The following is a 16,122-nucleotide window of genomic DNA, read 5'->3' as shown; positions in this document are numbered from 1 at the left end:
CCTGAATGGAGACCGCGCGTCCCCGTCGCGTCGCCCGGTGGCGTCCCACCCACCGATCTGAGGCTTGACCCCGGCCGTCCCGTGCCGCATTGTCGACCAAGTCGATAGGAGATGCCGAAAAGTCAGGGGGCGCTCGTGCGCAAGCTACTGGTCCTCGCTCTGGTCGGGCTCGTCGCGCAGCTGATCGACGGCTCGCTCGGCATGGCGTACGGGCTGACCTCGTCCACTCTGCTGCTGGTCGCCGGGGTCGCCCCGGCTGCCGCCTCGGCCTCGGTGCACCTGGCCGAGATCGGCACCACGCTGGCCGCCGGGGTGGCGCACTGGCGCTTCGGCAACGTCGACTGGCGGGTGGTCACCCGCATCGCCCTGCCCGGCGCCATCGGTGCCTTCGCCGGTGCCACCCTGCTCAGCTCGATCTCGACCGAGGCAGCCGCCCCGTGGATGGCCGGCATCCTCTTCACGCTCGGCGCGTACCTGCTGGTCCGCTTCGCCCGACCGCTGCGTACCGACCGGGTCGGCAGTCGGCTACGCGGACGTTTCCTCGGACCCCTGGGCCTGGTTGCCGGCTTCGTCGACGCGACCGGCGGCGGCGGGTGGGGCCCGGTGGCCACCCCGGCGCTGCTGGTCTCCGGCCGCCTGGAGCCCCGCAAGGTGATCGGCTCGGTGGACACCGCCGAGTTCGTCGTGGCCGGTGCGGCCAGTGTCGGCTTCCTGATCGGGTTGGGCTCCGAAGGATTCCTGCTCCCGACCGTCGCCGCGCTGCTGATCGGCGGGCTCATCGCCGCCCCGCTGGCCGCCTGGTTGGTGCGCATCGTGCCCGCCCAACTGCTCGGCGCGGCGGTCGGCGGCGTGATCGTGCTGACCAACGCCCGCACGCTGATCCGCTCCACCGGACTCGACGGCCCGGTCCGCCCCGTCACGTACGCCCTGTTGGCCGCCGGCTGGTTGGCCGCCCTGGTGCTGGCCGTGCGCGCCCTTCGCCGCACCCGCCGGGTCCGCGCCGAGGCTGCCGTAGCCGCCGCGACCGCTTCCCCCGCCGCGACCGCGCCCGCCGAGTCGCCCGCCGAGTCGCCCGCCGAGTCGCCCGTCGTTGCTTCCGCCGGCGCGGTCGAGGCCGATCTCGCCGCCACGGGTACGCCCACCCCACGCTGAACCCCGTCCCGCCCCGCCCCCGCCGACGCTGAACCCGCCCCGCCCCGCCCCGCCCCGGCTCGGTCACATGTCGCTGTTGCCAGGGTCGAGGCACCAAGATCGTGCTCGATCGTGGATGTAGTGGTCTCCCGGAGCTTCGTGGCCACTACATCCACGATCGAGCGTGACCTTGACGGCCGCAGGCGATTCGACACCCGCTCCCGGTCCTCCGGACGGGTGCTCGTCATCAGGATCCGCGAGAGGGGGTGCGCCGCCGCCAGTTCGAACCCGTCGTCGGCGCGGACCCGCTGGGTGAACCGGTCGGCCAGCGCCACCCCAGAGCGGACGCGCGCCCGCAGCAACAAAGGCGGGGCAGGCCAAGGCGGGGCAAGCCAAGCCAAGCCAAGCCAAGCCAAGGCAAGGCAAGGCGGGGCAAGCCAGGGCGGGGCAAGCCAGGGCGGGGCAAGCCAGGGCGGGGCAAGCCAGGGCGGGGCAAGCCAGGGCGGGTGAGCCAGGGCCGGTACGGCATCCAGCAACGGTCATCGATGTTGCGCGGCGGAAAGCGCTTGCCCTACGATGCGCGGTGAGTCGGATCCGCGAGTTCCAGGGCGTTCACCCCCGATCAGATCGCCGTCCGCCGCCGTAGCGGCGGGACGGGTCCACCGCGCGTCCCGGGCAGGGCCGGTGGGCCGCCGCGATCATCCGCGGATCCTCGGAGGCAGTCCATGCACCCGTCCAGACATCGGCTGATCCTGCTCGCTGGCACGACGGCGGCCGCCGTCGTGGCTGGCACCCTCGGCACGGTGGTCGCCTCGGCCGCCGCCGTCGGCTGCCGGGTCGACTATCAAGTAACCAACCAGTGGCAGGGCGGCTTCGGCGCCAACGTCACCGTCACCAACCTCGGCGACCCGGTCGACGGGTGGGCCCTCACCTGGTCGTACGCGGCCGGGCAACAGGTCACCCAGGCGTGGAACGCCGTCGTCACCCAGTCCGGTGCCCAGGTCACCGCCCGCAACGTCGACCACAACGCCGGCATCGCCACCAACGGCACCGCCGCGTTCGGCTTCAACGGTTCGTGGACCGGCAGCAATCCGGTGCCGACCAGCTTCGCGCTCAACGGCACCGCCTGCACCGGCACCCCGGCCACCGACGGGCCGACCACCCCGCCGCCGACCACGCCACCCCCGACCACCCCGCCGCCGACCACCCCACCACCCACGACACCGCCTCCGACGACCCCGCCACCCACCACCCCGCCGGCCGGAGCGAAGCAGATGGAGAACCTGGACCGGGGGTTGATCAGCGTCCGTTCCGGCAGCGGCAACCTGGTGTCCTGGCGGCTGCTCGGCACCGAGACCTCCGGGGTGGCGTTCCACCTCTACCGGGGCTCGACCCGGGTCAACGCCAGCCCGATCACGGGCGCCACCAGCTACCTCGACAGCGGCGCGGCGGCCGGCTCGGCGTACGCCGTGCGGGCCGTGGTCGGCGGCGTCGAGCAGGCGGCGTCGGCGCCGGCCCTGCAGTTCGGCGCGGGCTACCTGGACGTGCCGTTGCAGGTCCCGGCCGGCGGCACCACGCCCAGCGGGGAGGCCTACACCTACAGCGCCAACGACGCCTCCGTCGGTGACCTCAACGGTGACGGCACCTACGAGATCGTGCTCAAGTGGGACCCGTCGAACGCCAAGGACAACTCCCAGTCCGGCTACACCGGAAACGTCTACGTCGACGCGTACACACTGACCGGCACCCGGTTGTGGCGGATCGACCTGGGTCGCAACATCCGCGCCGGCGCCCACTACACCCAGTTCCAGGTGTACGACTACGACGGCGACGGCCGCGCCGAGGTGGCCATGAAGACCGCCGACGGCACCCGCTCCGGCACCGGCCAGCTCATCGGCTCGTCGTCGGCGGACTACCGCAACTCCAGCGGCTACGTGTTGTCCGGCCCGGAGTACCTGACCATGTTCAACGGGCAGACCGGCGCGATCGCCTCCACCGTCTCGTACGACCCGCCGCGCGGCACGGTGTCGTCCTGGGGCGACTCGTACGGCAACCGGGTGGACAGGTTCCTCGCCGGCACCGCGTACCTGGACGGGCAGCGCCCCTCGCTGATCATGGCCCGGGGTTACTACACCCGCGCGGTCATCGCCGCGTGGGACTTCCGCAACGGCACGCTGACCAAGCGCTGGACGTTCGACTCGAACGCCTCCGGCAACGGCGCCGCCGCCGGCCAGGGCAACCACCAGCTCTCCGTCGCCGACGTCGACGCCGACGGCCGCCAGGAGATCGTCTACGGCGCGGCCACCATCGACGACAACGGTCGGCTGCTCTACTCGACCGGAAACGGGCACGGCGACGCGATGCACGTCGGTGACCTCGACCCGGGTCGCGCCGGCCTGGAGGTGTTCAAGGTCGACGAGGACGCCAGCAAGCCCAGCTCCTGGTTCGCCGACGCGCGTACCGGTCAGATCCTCTGGTCCACACCGGCCTCCGGTGACAACGGCCGGGGGGTCTCCGCGGACATCTGGGCCGGCAGCCCCGGTGCGGAGTCGTGGTCGTCAGCGGTCGCCGGCCTGGCCAACACCAGAGGTCAGAACATCGGCCGCAAGCCGTCGTCGGCGAACTTCCTCGCCTGGTGGGACGGTGACCCGGTGCGGGAGCTGCTCGACGGCACGAAGATCGACAAGTACGGCACCGGTGGCGAGACCCGGCTGCTCACCGGCAGCTCGGTGGCGTCCAACAACGGCACCAAGTCGACCCCGGCGCTCTCCGGCGACATCCTGGGCGACTGGCGGGAGGAGGTGATCTGGCGAACCACCGACAGCCGGGCCCTGCGCATCTACAGCACGCCCACGCCGACAAGCACCCGGATCCACACCCTGATGCACGACCCGCAGTATCGGGTGGCGATCGCGTGGCAGAACACCGCCTACAACCAGCCGCCACATCCGGGGTTCTTCATCGGCGACCAGATGGCCAGCCCACCCACCCCGAACATCTACCTACGTTGATCTGGCCCCTGGCGGTCCCGAGCGGGGTCGCCTAGGGTGGCAGGCACCGGGCCGCAGCCGCGGAATCCGCTCAGCTCCGGCCCGGTGCGCCACACCGCGGCATTCCCGACCCGTCCCGACCGGGAATGCCGTACCACCACCGGAACCAACATTAGGCAGCGTCGGGGTCGCCAGGGTGACGCTGACGTGAAGATCGTGTTTCATGCGTCCCGGTGCAGACCGCCCGCCACCTGCTCGGCGATCAACTCGTACGACCGCACCCGGTCGGCGACGTCGTACACGAGCGTGGTCAGCATCAGCTCGTCCGCGCCGGTGCGTTCCACCAGTTCGGTGAGCTGCCGGCGCACCGTCTCCGGCGAGCCCATCGCCTGACCGTCGCGGCGCTGGAGGACGAACTCCCGCTCGATCTCGGAGTATGGGTACGCCGCCGCCTCGTCGGGCGTCGACAGCGGCTCCGGCCGGCCGGAGCGCAGCTTCAGAAACGACAGCGCGCTCGGCCCCGCCAGCCACTCGGCCCGCTCGTCGGTCTCCGCGCACACCGCGTTGACCGCCACCATCGCGTACGGCTTGTCCAACCACTGCGACGGCCGGAAGTTCTGCCGGTACAGGGCCAGCGCCGGCAGGGTGTTGGCCGAACTGAAGTGGTGCGCGAACGAGAACGGCAGACCCAGCAGGCCGGCGAGTTGGGCGCTGAAACCGCTGGAGCCCAGCAGCCACACGGCCGGCTGCTCACCGCGACCCGGCGTGGCGATGATCTGCCCCGGCTTCGCCCCGCTGAAGTAGTTCATCAGGTCGGCCAGCTCGCGCGGGAAACCCTCCGCGGACAGGCCCTCCATGGTGCGCCGCAGCGCCAGCGCGGTCACCTGGTCGGTGCCCGGGGCCCGCCCGATGCCCAGGTCGATCCGACCGGGGTGCAGGGCCTCCAGGGTGCCGAACTGCTCGGCCACCACGAGCGGCGCGTGGTTGGGCAGCATCACCCCACCCGACCCGAGGCGGATCGTCGACGTGTTCGCCGCCAGGTGCGCCAGCAGCACCGCGGGGGCGGAGCTGGCGATCGCCGGCATGTTGTGGTGCTCGGCCACCCAGAACCGGTGGTAGCCCAACTCCTCGGTGCGGCGGGCCAACTCGGTGGTGGCCTCCAGGGCCGCGCCAGCGGTGGTGCCCTTGGCGACCGGGGCAAGATCAAGAACAGACAACGGTACGGTGATCACACGGTCAGCCAACCCGTCACCGACCGGATTTGTTCCAGCATGCGGGTTTTCGTCGGCCACCTCACCCGCCGCTCAGCCCATCCCGCGCGCCTGTTCGAAGATCAGGCTGGTCTGCGTGTGCTGCACCACCGGATCCACCGCCAGGTGGTCCAGCACGAAGTCCCGCAACGCATCGCCGGACGCCGCCCGCACGTGCAGCACGTAGTCCTCCGCGCCGGCCACGTGGAACACCGACACCACCCCCGGCAGCCGCACCGACCGGGCCCGGAAGGCATCCACCGCCGCCCGCTCGTGCGCGGTCAGCCGCACCGACACCAGTGCCTGCAACGGCAGGCCGAGCGCGGCCGGGTCCACCTCGGCGTGGAAACCACGGATCGCGCCCCGCTCCCGCAGCGCCCGGGTACGCGTCAGACACGTCGACGGCGCCACCCCCACCCGCTCGGCGAGGGCGTTGTTCGGCAGGCGGCCGTCGGCGGCCAACTCGCTCAGGATGGCGCGGTCCACCTCGTCGAGGGCCGGATACGGCCGCACATCGTTCGGCTCAGGAGACATCCGACCATCCTTGCCCGAATCCTTCGCTGAAACCACTGCCCCCGACAGAATCATCTGCCGACCCATTGCTTCCCAGGCGGAAGATGTTCGACGCTACCCGGCATGACAACGATGGACACCCGGGCCGTACACGCCGGTCGCGACGACCTCCGCACCCTCGGCGTGCACGTACCGCCCATCGACCTGTCCACCACCAACCCCCTGCCCTCGGTCGACGACGGCGGCGCCGCGTACGAACAACTCGCCACCGGCGGCACCCTCCCCAGCGAGGGCGGCGCCGTCTACCAACGGCTCTGGAACCCCACCGTCGCCCGCTTCGAAAGCGCCCTCGCCGAGCTGGAAGGCACCGCACAGGCCGTCGCCTTCGCCAGCGGCATGGCCGCCCTCACCGCCACCCTGCTCGCCGCCGCCCGCGACGACCGCCGGCACGTCGTCGCCGTCCGACCCCTCTACGGCGGCACGGACCACGTCCTCGCCACCGGCCTGCTCGGCACCACCGTCACCTGGGCCCGCCCCGACGAGGTCGCCGCCGCCATCCGCACCGACACCGCGCTCGTCATCGCCGAGACGCCCGCCAACCCCACCCTCGACCTGGTCGACATCGCCGCCCTCGCCGCCGCGGCCGGCGACGTCCCGCTGCTCGTCGACAACACCGTCGCCACCCCCGTCCTGCAACAACCCGCCCGCCACGGCGCCACCCTCGTCCTGCACAGCGCCACCAAGAGCATCGGTGGGCACGGCGACGTCCTCGCCGGCGTCGTCGCCTGCGACGACACCTGGGCCACCCGACTACGCCAGGTCCGCGCGGTCACCGGCGCGATCCTGCACCCACTCGGCGGCTACCTGCTGCACCGCGGCCTACAGACCCTGCCGCTGCGCGTGCGCGCCCAGCAGGCCACCGCCGAGAAGCTCGCCGGCTGGCTCGCCGGCCACCCCGCCGTACACCGGGTGCACCACCCCTCGACGCACGACCCGGCGGCGCTGGTCGGGCGTCAGATGTCCGGACCCGGCAGCCTGCTCGCCTTCGAGGTACGCGGCGGCGCACCCGCAGCGGCCACCGTCGCCGGCGCCTGCCACCTCATCACGCACGCGGTGTCCCTCGGCGGCGTGGACACCCTCATCCAGCACCCCGCCTCGCTCACCCACCGCCCCGTCGACGGCGACGCCAAACCCGCCGCCGGTCTCCTGCGCCTCTCGGTCGGCCTGGAAGACCCCGAGGACCTGCGCGCCGACCTCGCCCAGGCCCTCGCCACGATCGCCTGACCGGCGGCCGGTCACCGCAGCTCGCGGTTGCCCAACACCCGCGTCGGCGAGCCCTGCCGGGCCACCCGCAGCATCGCCCGACCGATCCCGTCGGTGGTGGTGACCTGGTTCGGCAACAACCGCCGCAGCACCGGGACGAGCGGTCGCGTCACCGCGTACGCCAACCGGTACCACCGGGTCTTCGACACCGCCCCGTACGTCGGCTGGATGAAACCCGGTCGCGCCGCGTAGCCGTTGGACAGCAGCTCGATGATCGCGTTCTCGGCGCGACCCTTGACCCGCGCCCACATCACCCGGCCCCGACCCGACGAATCGGTCCCCTGACCCGAGACGTAGACGAACGTGACCTGCGGGCTCACCTCGGCCAACAGCCGCGCCGCCGCGAGCGGGTAGTCGTAGCTGACCCGCGTGTACGCCGCCTCGTCGAGGCCCAGCGAGGAGACCCCCAGGCAGTAGAAGCAGGCGTCCACGCCGGTCAACTCGGCGCGCACCGGGTCCAACTCGCCCACGTCCGCGACCGTCAGCTCCCGCAGCTTCGGATCCTGCCGGCCGGTCGGCCGCCGGCCGACGGTCACCACCTCCCGCACGTCGTCGGCGAGCAGACACTCGCGCAACACGCCCTGGCCGACCATGCCGGTCGCACCGAAGATGACCACCCGCATCAGTTCCCACCCCTGTCGTCGACCCGGTAACCGGCCATCCGCCCGCGCGTCGATCAGGCTCCCACGATCGGCACGACCCACGCGAGGCGGCGGTCAGGACTTCGGGCCGACGTGCCGGTCCAGCGTGGCGACCGCAGCCCGCCGCGCCACCGAGAGCGAGTTGCGCCGGTTCATCCGCCAGGCGATGCCCAGCAGGTCGAGCGCCCACTGGCACAGCGCCATGATCTCGGCCGACTCGTTGACGAACATGTAGCGCGGATAGACGTAATGCCGCCCTCGGGTGGTGACTCGGTTGGCAGTGCGGCAGCCGTCGGAGTGGAACAGCCCGCGCAGGAAATCGCCGGGGTAACTCTCCACAATCGATCGCTGCCAGTCGGCCAGGACGATCGGACGCTCGTGCTTCTTGCCGGGGCCGTGCTGCGGGAGCAGGCACGGCCAGTGCACACCGTAACTCTGCACTCCCACGCAACCCTGTTTCTGGACACGCTGCACCTTTGCCGCGAGCACGGCCCGCATGGCGACGTCGCACGCCTCGATCAGCCCTGGCCATGCGTCGGAGCAGTAGATGCGCAACACCGGCACGCGCGCGGTCGTCACCAGGTGGCCGTCGCCGAGGTAGAGGCCGAGCAGATAGGCATAGGCGGCGGGCTCCGTCGGATTCTCGACATCCGGCCGGCATCGGAAGCACCGTAGCTCCGTGCCGCGCTTCACCGGTTCGGGCCGATCGACGCACCAGTGCCAGACCGTGGCGTACGGCAGGGAGAGGGTGCGGGCTACTGCGTGGATGGTGTCTCCGCGAGCGCGGAGAGCGCGGGCCTGCGCCCGCATCTGCGGTGGATGCACACCCGCATCATCGAACAGGTGTATGACAGAGTGCCGGGAGCGGGATTCGAACCCGCAAGCCCTTTCGGGCAGAAGTGTTTGAGACTTCCGTGTATGCCGTTCCACCATCCCGGCGGGTGGCGCTTACTGTACCCGACTACTCTCATGCGGGAGCATGGGTGGTAGCCGTGCAGTGATCGATGGTGGGAGTGGCTGGTGGCTGAGATGCCGACGGATGCCGAGCGCAGGCGCGTGTTGATCGCCGAGGATGAGGCGCTGATCCGGCTGGACCTCGCCGAGATGCTTGTCGAAGAGGGTTACGAGGTGGTGGGGGAGGCCGGTGACGGCGAGACAGCCGTCCGCCTCGCCGAGGAGCTGAAGCCCGATCTGGTCATCCTCGACATCAAGATGCCGATCATGGACGGGCTGGCCGCCGCCGAGCGGATCGCCGGCGCCCGGATCGCTCCGGTGATCATCCTGACCGCGTTCAGCCAGCGTGACCTGGTGGAGCGGGCGCGGGCGGCGGGCGCGATGGCGTACCTCGTGAAGCCCTTCCAGAAGAGCGACCTGGTCCCGGCGGTGGAGATCGCACTGTCGCGCTACTCCGAGGTCGCGGCCCTGGAGGCGGAGGTCGCGAGCCTGACCGACCGCCTGGAGATCCGCAAGGCGGTGGAGCGCGCCAAGGGCGCGTTGATGACCACGTACGGGATGACCGAGCCGCAGGCGTTCAAGTGGATCCAGCGCACGGCGATGGACCACCGGATGACCATGAAAGAGGTCGCCGAGCGGATCCTCGCGGAGACCGCCGGCGGCGAGGTGTCGCAGCAGCCGACTGTCTGAGTCCCCGACCCGCGCGAACCGGCCGCGCCGGGCCACCGCGCGCGGTCCCCGGTGGTTAGCATCGGCCGATGTCCGTCCGACGGGTGATCGCGGTGTCCGGCCTCTTCGCGCTGCTGCTCGCCGGGTGCGACGGGCCGAGGGTGCCGAGCGACGCCGAGTCGACGCCGGCCGCCGCGCCGGCGCTGCGTCCGGATTGGCAACCCCTGGCGCTGCCGGCGCCGCCCGGTGGCGCGGGCCGTCTTCTCCTCCGCGACGCGACGGCGTGCGCGGGTCGCTGGTTCGTGGTCGGTGGCGTGCTCGACGCCCAGGGTGGCACCCGACCGGCGGCGTGGACCAGTGTGGACGGTGCGACCTGGACGGTGCAGCCGGTGCGGCCGGATTCCTTCTACGGTCGGCAGAACGTGTTCCTGTCGGTGGCCTGCCGGGACGGGGAGGCGGCGCTGATCGGGGCCAAGGTCGGCGGCGCGCACGGCTATCCGCGGGTGAGCACGTGGCGGCAGGTGGCCGATGGCGCGCTCGTCGAGGTGCAGGCGTCGTTCGAGACGTACGGCGGGCCGAAGGCGGTGAACGTCTCCCGACTGACGGCCGGTGCGGCGGGTTGGTTGATCGTCGGTAACCGTTCGGCGGGTGCGGCCTCCTGGGTGTCGTCGGCGGACGCGGCGGAGTTCGCGTTGGTCGAGGGCGCGCCGGAGCTGGCCAGTGACGCGGTGGGGGTGACCTGGGCGTTCGACGCGGTGGCGACGTCTGCGGGTTGGCTGGCGGTGGGGGGAATGCTGCCGGCCGGTCGGATCGACCGTGACCCGGCGGTGTGGTCGTCGCCGGACGGGCGCTCGTGGCGGCGCACGGTGTTGCCGGGCGGGTCGGAGTACGAGGAGTTGCAGCGGGTGACGCTCGTCGGCGGGGTGCCGGTGGCGGTCGGGCTGCGTGGGGGGACGTTCGGCGCGTGGCGGCAGGAGGCCGGTGGCTGGGTGGCCGGTGGGACGTTCGGGCGGTGGGCCGGGGCCGGCGTGCAGGCGGTGGCGTCGCTGGTGTCGTCGGGGGATCGGCTGTTCGCCGCGGTGACCGACGGGGCGCGGCACTCGGTGTGGGTGTCGACGGATCGGGGTGGGTCGTGGCGGGAGGTCACGATGCCGCTCGACGTGCCGGCGGGCGTCGATCGGGACGTGACGCTGGTGGCGGTGGGTGACCGGTGGTGGTTGGCGGCGGATGACGGCACGCGAGCCGGGTTGTGGTGGGCCGCCGGCCCGGGAGTCTGAAAGCCGACGGTGCCCCGAGGCGCCACCCCCGGCTGCCGGAGATGGCGCTGCTTTCGCTGTTCACCGGGGGTTTTTTCGGCGGGTAGGGGTCCCCGTGAGCGCGGGCGGACTGCGCCCGGGCGCGGGCTTAAGGACCGATTGACGGATTCACCTGTTACGGGCATCGACATGATTGCCCACGTCTTCGTAACGGTTTCGCAGACCCAGCCTTCAGGCCTTCCGGGACGGTATGTCGTGTCGGTACGCTCCGCCATCACGAGCCGTAACGCAGGGGGAGTCCCTGCGGGGTGGGTGGAATTGCGGTCTGCTGCTGTCGCCGTCGCAACGGGTCAGTCGCGTCCGCATCTGGAGGAGGTCAGGAAGCCGTGAGGCGAAGCTATGTACGGGCGCTGGGCGCGGTTGCGCTCGCCGCGACCCTGGTGGTCTCGGCTGGTTGCCAGGATTCTGGTGGCGGCGACGATAAGGCCGCGTCCGGTGACTGCGGTGGCAAGATCGCGATCTTCGGCGCGTTCACCGGTGACAACGCGGGTCTGGTGATCCCGTCGCTCAACGGTGCGAATCTCGCCCTGGAGCAGTTCAACGCGGCGAACCCGAACTGCAAGGTCACCATGCAGCAGTTCGACACCCAGGGTGACCCTGCGGTGGCGACCCCGTTCGCGAACCAGATCGCGGGGGACAACTCGTTCCTCGGTGTCATCGGTGGTCACTTCTCCGGTGAGTCGGACGCGACGATGCCGATCTACCAGGCCGCTGGCCTGGCGATGGTCAGCCCGTCGGCGACCCGCACGGACCTGACCCAGAAGGGCAACACGTCCTTCTACCGGGTGGTCGGCAACGACGGCACGCAGGCCGGCGCGGTGGCGAGCTACCTGAAGACGCAGAACGCGCAGAAGGTCTTCCTGGTCGATGACGCCAGCGCGTACGGCGCGGGCATCACCGAGGAGCTGGGCAAGCAGCTCGGCCCGCTGATCGTCAACAAGGACAAGATCCAGGAGCGGCAGGCGCAGTTCGACGCCACCATCTCCAAGATCAAGTCGGCGCAGGCGGACTTCGTCTTCTACGGCGGTTACACCCGTGAGGCCGCTCCGCTGGTGAAGCAGATGCGTGCCGCAGGTGTCCAGGCCAAGTTCGTCGGCCCGGACGGTCTCTACGACCCGGCGTTCCCGGCGGGTGCCTCCGGCGGTGCCGAGGGCGCGATCATCACCTGCCCGTGCCTCCCGGCTGACAAGGCCGGCGGCACCTTCTCGGCGGACTACCAGAAGAAGTTCGGCATTCCGCCGGGCTCCTACGGTGCCGAGGGCTTCGACGGCGCGACGATCTTCCTGGACGCCTTCAAGGCCGGCAAGAAGACCCGCGCCGAGATCCTGGCGTTCGTCAAGGCGTACGACAAGCAGGGTGTGTCGAAGTACATCAAGTTCGACTCCAAGGGCGACGTCGACCCCTCGAAGGTCGTCATCTGGGCCTACCAGATCAAGGGCACGGCTATCGAGGCGCTGCAGGAGCTCAAGCTCAGCTGACGCCCACGAAATGGAGTGCGGCCGGGGTGTCTCACCCCGGCCGCACTCGATTCAAGGAGACCCCCGGTGCATTTCGATGAACTGATCGGCCATCTCGGCCAGCACACGGTCGATGGCCTGTCCAAGGGCGCCATCTACGCCCTGATCGCCCTTGGTTACACCCTCGTCTATGGCGTCCTTCGTCTGATCAACTTTGCGCACTCCGAGGTCTTCATGGTCGGCACCTTCTCGGTGCTGATCCTGTGGACCCAGCTCGGGGTGCAAAATAACCCGCCCATCGGCCAGGCGATCCTGTTCCTGGTGCTCGGCCTGGTCGTCGCGGCAGTCGCCTCGGGCGGCACCGCTCTGGCGCTGGAGCGGATCGCGTACCGGCCGCTGCGGCGTAAGAACGCGCCGCCGCTGATCTTCCTGATCACGGCGATCGGTCTGTCGCTGGTCTTCGTGGAGCTCTTCGGGCAGGTGCTGCCGAAGTTGCTCGGTGGCGTGCTGCCGGAGGCGTTCGGCCGGCCCCGGCAGATCGTCGGTATGCCGACGATCATCCAGCAGGAAACCCTGTTCACCATCGGCAACACGGCGATCACGAACATCCAGTTGATCGTCTTCGTCGCGGCGGTGGCGATGATGGCGGTGCTGGACTGGTTCATCAACCGCACCCGGTACGGCCGGGGTGTGCGGGCGGTGGCCCAGAACCCGGAGACCGCCGCGTTGATGGGCGTCAACCAGGAACGCGTGATCATGCTGATCTTCGTGCTGGGTGGCATCATGGCCGGCGCCGCCGCGCTGTTGTGGAGCATGCGGTTCGGCTTCACCCAGAACAGCATCGGCTTCGTGCTGGGCCTGAAGGCGTTCACCGCCGCGGTCCTGGGTGGCATCGGCAACCTGCGCGGCGCGCTGCTGGGTGGCCTCTTCCTCGGCATCGTCGAGGTGTACGGCGCCACGCTCTTCGCGTCCAACTGGGAGGACGTCATCGCCTTCGTGGTGCTGATCGTGGTGCTGATGTTCCGGCCCACCGGCCTGTTGGGTGAGTCGCTCGGGAGGGCCCGCGCATGATCGACAAGATTCGCTCCGCAGACCGCCGCCGCGTCGGCATGCTGACCTCCATCGGCGACCGCTGGCGGGCGCTCACGAAGTGGCAGCAGGCCCTCGGGCTCGCCGCCTTCGTGGCGATCCTCTACTACCTGCCACTGCTCGGCATCCCGGGCCTGACCTGGTTGCGTACCGACTCGATCGAGGGCGGTAACAACTGGGCCGGTGTGCTCTTCATCTGCGCCATCTACGTGCTGGTCGCGATCGGCCTGAACGTGGTGGTCGGCCTCGCCGGCCTGCTCGACCTCGGCTACATCGGCTTCTTCGCCATCGGGGCGTACAGCGTTGCGCTGTTCGGTTCGGTGAACTCGCCCGTGGTCAAGTGGATCCAGCAGGAGTTCAACCTGCCGCCGACCTGGGCGGTGACCTGGGCGATCTGCCTGTTCATCGCGATCGTGCTGACGATGATCTCCGGGGTGCTGCTGGGCTGGCCGACGCTGCGCCTGCGCGGCGACTACCTGGCCATCGTGACCCTCGGCTTCGGCGAGATCATCCGGATCGTGGCCCGCAACGCCACCGGCCTGACCAACGGCCCGGTCGGCATCTCGGCCATCCCCGGCCCGGAGGGCGCGCCGTCGCCGGACAACAAGGTCTTCGGTCTGATCGACGCGAAGCCCTGGTACTGGTTGGCGATCACCTTCGTGCTGGTCATGGTGTTCCTGGTCCGTCGGCTGGAGCACAGCCGGGTCGGTCGGGCCTGGTTGGCCGTCCGGGAGGACGAGGACGCCGCCGCGGTGATGGGCGTGTACCCGTTCAAGTTCAAGCTCTGGGCGTTCGCCATCGGCGCGGCGCTCGGCGGCCTGTCCGGCTTCCTGTTCGGCAGCCGGAACGCCTTCATCGACCCGACCCAGTTCAACGCGAACCTCTCGATCCTGTTCGTCGCCATGGTCGTGGTCGGTGGATCCGGCAACATGATCGGCGTCTCGCTCGGCGCGGTGCTGCTGGCGTACCTGCCGGAGCGGTTCCGCGACTTCGCCGACTACCGGTGGCTGGTCTTCGGTCTGGCCATGGTCCTGGTGATGATCCTGCGTCCGCAGGGCCTGGTCCCGAGTCGGCGGCGTGCCCGCGAGTTGAAGGACCGCGCGGCAGATGCAGAGGAGGTGCCCGCTCATGTCTGACCAGCCCACCAGCACCGCGACGCCGAAGATCCCCACCCAACCGGGGCCTCGGTCGGTGCTGCTCGAAGTCGACGACGTCACGCTCCGCTTCGGCGGTGTGGTCGCCCTCGACAAGATTAATTTCCAGATCTACGAGGGCGAGATCCTCGGCCTCATCGGGCCCAACGGCGCCGGCAAGACCACCAGTTTCAACGTCATGACGGGGGTCTACAAGCCGACCTCGGGGGCCGTCCGGTTCCGCGGCCAGCGGGTGACCGGCCGCAAGCCGCACCAGATCAGCCAGTTGGGCATCTCCCGGACGTTCCAGAACATCCGTCTCTTCCCGGAGATGACGGCACTGGAGAACGTGATGGTCGGCACCGACTCGCGGCACAAGACGAGCGTGCCCGGGGCGCTGTTCCGGCTCTACCGGGTGCGACCGAAGCCGGAGGAGCTGCCGCAGGTCACCGCCGCGTCCGGGATCGTCCGGACCTGGCAGCAGGTGCGCCTGTCGGCGGCGAAGATCTTCGGTCTGTCCCGGCACATCCTGGAGGAGCGGGCGGCCGAGCGTAAGGCGCTCGAGCTGCTGCGCTTCGTCGGGATCGCCGACCGGGCCAACGACGAGGCCCGCAACCTGCCGTACGGCTACCAGCGCCGACTGGAGATCGCCCGAGCGCTGGCCACCGAGCCGAAGCTGATCTGCCTGGACGAGCCGGCCGCCGGCTTCAACCCGGCGGAGAAGGAGGAGCTCCTCGCCCTGATCCGGCAGATTCGTGACATGGGCCTGACCGTCCTGCTCATCGAGCACGACATGCGCCTGGTCATGGGTGTCACCGACCGGATCGTGGTGCTGGAGTTCGGCCGCAAGATCGCCGAGGGTGCGCCCGCGGAGGTCAGCCGCGATCCGAAGGTGATCGCCGCGTACCTGGGGGAGCCCGCCGATGACGCTGCTTGAGCTGGAGAACGTCGCCGTCGCGTACGGCCGGATCGAGGCGTTGCACGGCATCAACCTGACCGTCAACGAGGGTGAGGTGGTGGCCCTGATCGGCGCGAACGGCGCCGGTAAGACCACCACCATGCGGGCCATCTCCGGGACCCGGTCACTCGCCGGCGGGAAGATCACGTTCAACGGCGAGGACATCACCAGGCTCCGCGCCGACCTGCGGGTGGTCCGGGGGCTGTGCCAGTCGCCGGAGGGCCGGCAGATCTTCCCCGGCATGACGGTGCTGGAGAACCTGGACATGGGGGCGTACACCCGGCGGGACTCCGCCGGCGTCGCCGCCGACCTGGACCGGGTGCTGACCCTCTTCCCGCGGCTGGCCGAGCGGCGCAAGCAGGCCGGTGGCACGCTCTCCGGCGGCGAGCAGCAGATGCTCGCGGTCGGGCGGGCGCTGATGAGCCGGCCGAAGTTGCTGCTGCTCGACGAGCCGTCGATGGGTCTGGCCCCGTTGGTGATCCGGCAGATCTTCGACATCATCACGGAGATCAACCAGCAGGGCATGACCATCCTGCTGGTGGAGCAGAACGCCCAGCAGGCGTTGTCGCGGGCTCACCGCGGCTACGTGCTGGAGACCGGTCAGATCGTGAAGGAGGGGTCCGGTCAGGACCTGCTGCACGATCCGTCGGTCAAGGAGGCGTACCTCGGCGTGGCCTGAGGTCGCGTGACGACGGGGC

14 protein-coding genes and 1 tRNA gene are annotated in these 16,122 nt (G+C 70.4%); 10 read left to right on the top strand and 5 right to left on the bottom strand.

The genetic code is table 11. From position 1 onward, the window contains the following. The first annotated feature begins 135 nt into the window (after positions 1-135). Positions 136-1,152, top strand: coding sequence for a sulfite exporter TauE/SafE family protein (locus tag ACGFH8_RS04300; RefSeq protein ID WP_393363154.1), 1,017 nt, complete (start codon positions 136-138; stop codon positions 1,150-1,152). A gap of 704 nt (positions 1,153-1,856) precedes the next feature. Beyond that, positions 1,857-4,142: a cellulose binding domain-containing protein gene (locus ACGFH8_RS04295; protein WP_393363151.1), complete on the top strand. Its 2,286-nt coding sequence runs from the start codon at positions 1,857-1,859 to the stop codon at positions 4,140-4,142. Positions 4,143-4,342: 200 nt separating this feature from the next. Here the strand turns inward: ACGFH8_RS04295 and ACGFH8_RS04290 are convergent, their stop codons facing one another. Further along, on the bottom strand, positions 4,343-5,353 hold the full coding sequence (locus tag ACGFH8_RS04290) for an LLM class flavin-dependent oxidoreductase (RefSeq protein ID WP_393363148.1): 1,011 nt from the start codon (positions 5,351-5,353) through the stop codon (positions 4,343-4,345). A 72-nt stretch (positions 5,354-5,425) separates the two neighbouring features. Further along, positions 5,426-5,905 (bottom strand): Lrp/AsnC family transcriptional regulator, encoded by a 480-nt coding sequence (locus ACGFH8_RS04285; protein ID WP_393363145.1) that lies wholly within the window; start codon positions 5,903-5,905, stop codon positions 5,426-5,428. 102 nt (positions 5,906-6,007) lie between these two features. Between ACGFH8_RS04285 and ACGFH8_RS04280 the strand changes: the two genes are divergently transcribed. Then, positions 6,008-7,168: a trans-sulfuration enzyme family protein gene (locus tag ACGFH8_RS04280; RefSeq protein WP_393363142.1), complete on the top strand. Its 1,161-nt coding sequence runs from the start codon at positions 6,008-6,010 to the stop codon at positions 7,166-7,168. A gap of 11 nt (positions 7,169-7,179) precedes the next feature. On the opposite strand, the gene ACGFH8_RS04275 is transcribed toward ACGFH8_RS04280, so the two are convergent. The 3 genes from ACGFH8_RS04275 to ACGFH8_RS04265 all read right to left on the bottom strand — a co-directional run bounded on the left by ACGFH8_RS04275 (position 7,180) and on the right by ACGFH8_RS04265 (position 8,787). Further along, positions 7,180-7,830, bottom strand: coding sequence for an NAD-dependent epimerase/dehydratase family protein (locus ACGFH8_RS04275; protein WP_393363139.1), 651 nt, complete (start codon positions 7,828-7,830; stop codon positions 7,180-7,182). A gap of 93 nt (positions 7,831-7,923) precedes the next feature. Further along, a complete protein-coding gene (locus ACGFH8_RS04270) occupies positions 7,924-8,673 on the bottom strand; it encodes a transcriptional regulator (RefSeq protein ID WP_393363137.1) in 750 nt (249 codons plus the stop codon). Positions 8,674-8,704: 31 nt separating this feature from the next. Beyond that, positions 8,705-8,787 (bottom strand) — tRNA-Leu (locus ACGFH8_RS04265). Between the two features lie 81 nt (positions 8,788-8,868). On the opposite strand from ACGFH8_RS04265, the gene ACGFH8_RS04260 reads away from it, so the two are divergent. The 7 genes from ACGFH8_RS04260 to ACGFH8_RS04230 all read left to right on the top strand — a co-directional run bounded on the left by ACGFH8_RS04260 (position 8,869) and on the right by ACGFH8_RS04230 (position 16,103). Further along, positions 8,869-9,492 carry an ANTAR domain-containing response regulator gene (locus ACGFH8_RS04260; protein ID WP_088991522.1) on the top strand — a complete coding sequence of 208 codons (624 nt, stop codon included), beginning with the start codon at positions 8,869-8,871 and terminating at the stop codon, positions 9,490-9,492. 68 nt (positions 9,493-9,560) lie between these two features. After that, entirely contained in the window at positions 9,561-10,748 is a 1,188-nt protein-coding gene (locus ACGFH8_RS04255) for a hypothetical protein (RefSeq protein WP_393363134.1), read from the top strand. 365 nt (positions 10,749-11,113) lie between these two features. Next, entirely contained in the window at positions 11,114-12,265 is a 1,152-nt protein-coding gene (locus ACGFH8_RS04250) for a branched-chain amino acid ABC transporter substrate-binding protein (RefSeq protein ID WP_393363131.1), read from the top strand. A gap of 66 nt (positions 12,266-12,331) precedes the next feature. Beyond that, positions 12,332-13,315 carry a branched-chain amino acid ABC transporter permease gene (locus ACGFH8_RS04245; RefSeq protein ID WP_393363128.1) on the top strand — a complete coding sequence of 328 codons (984 nt, stop codon included), beginning with the start codon at positions 12,332-12,334 and terminating at the stop codon, positions 13,313-13,315. Continuing rightward, positions 13,312-14,469, top strand: coding sequence for a branched-chain amino acid ABC transporter permease (locus ACGFH8_RS04240; RefSeq protein ID WP_393363125.1), 1,158 nt, complete (start codon positions 13,312-13,314; stop codon positions 14,467-14,469). The genes ACGFH8_RS04245 and ACGFH8_RS04240 overlap by 4 nt, the downstream gene beginning before the upstream one ends. Continuing rightward, positions 14,462-15,403 (top strand): ABC transporter ATP-binding protein, encoded by a 942-nt coding sequence (locus ACGFH8_RS04235; RefSeq protein ID WP_393363122.1) that lies wholly within the window; start codon positions 14,462-14,464, stop codon positions 15,401-15,403. The genes ACGFH8_RS04240 and ACGFH8_RS04235 overlap by 8 nt, the downstream gene beginning before the upstream one ends. Continuing rightward, positions 15,390-16,103 (top strand): ABC transporter ATP-binding protein, encoded by a 714-nt coding sequence (locus ACGFH8_RS04230; protein ID WP_393363119.1) that lies wholly within the window; start codon positions 15,390-15,392, stop codon positions 16,101-16,103. The genes ACGFH8_RS04235 and ACGFH8_RS04230 overlap by 14 nt, the downstream gene beginning before the upstream one ends. Positions 16,104-16,122: the final 19 nt, after the last annotated feature.

The organism is Micromonospora sp. NPDC049175 (genome assembly GCF_043197345.1).
GTDB lineage: Bacteria > Actinomycetota > Actinomycetes > Mycobacteriales > Micromonosporaceae > Micromonospora.
The sequence above is the reverse complement of the archived record's forward strand: the minus strand, read 5'-3'. Positions and strand labels throughout refer to the sequence as shown.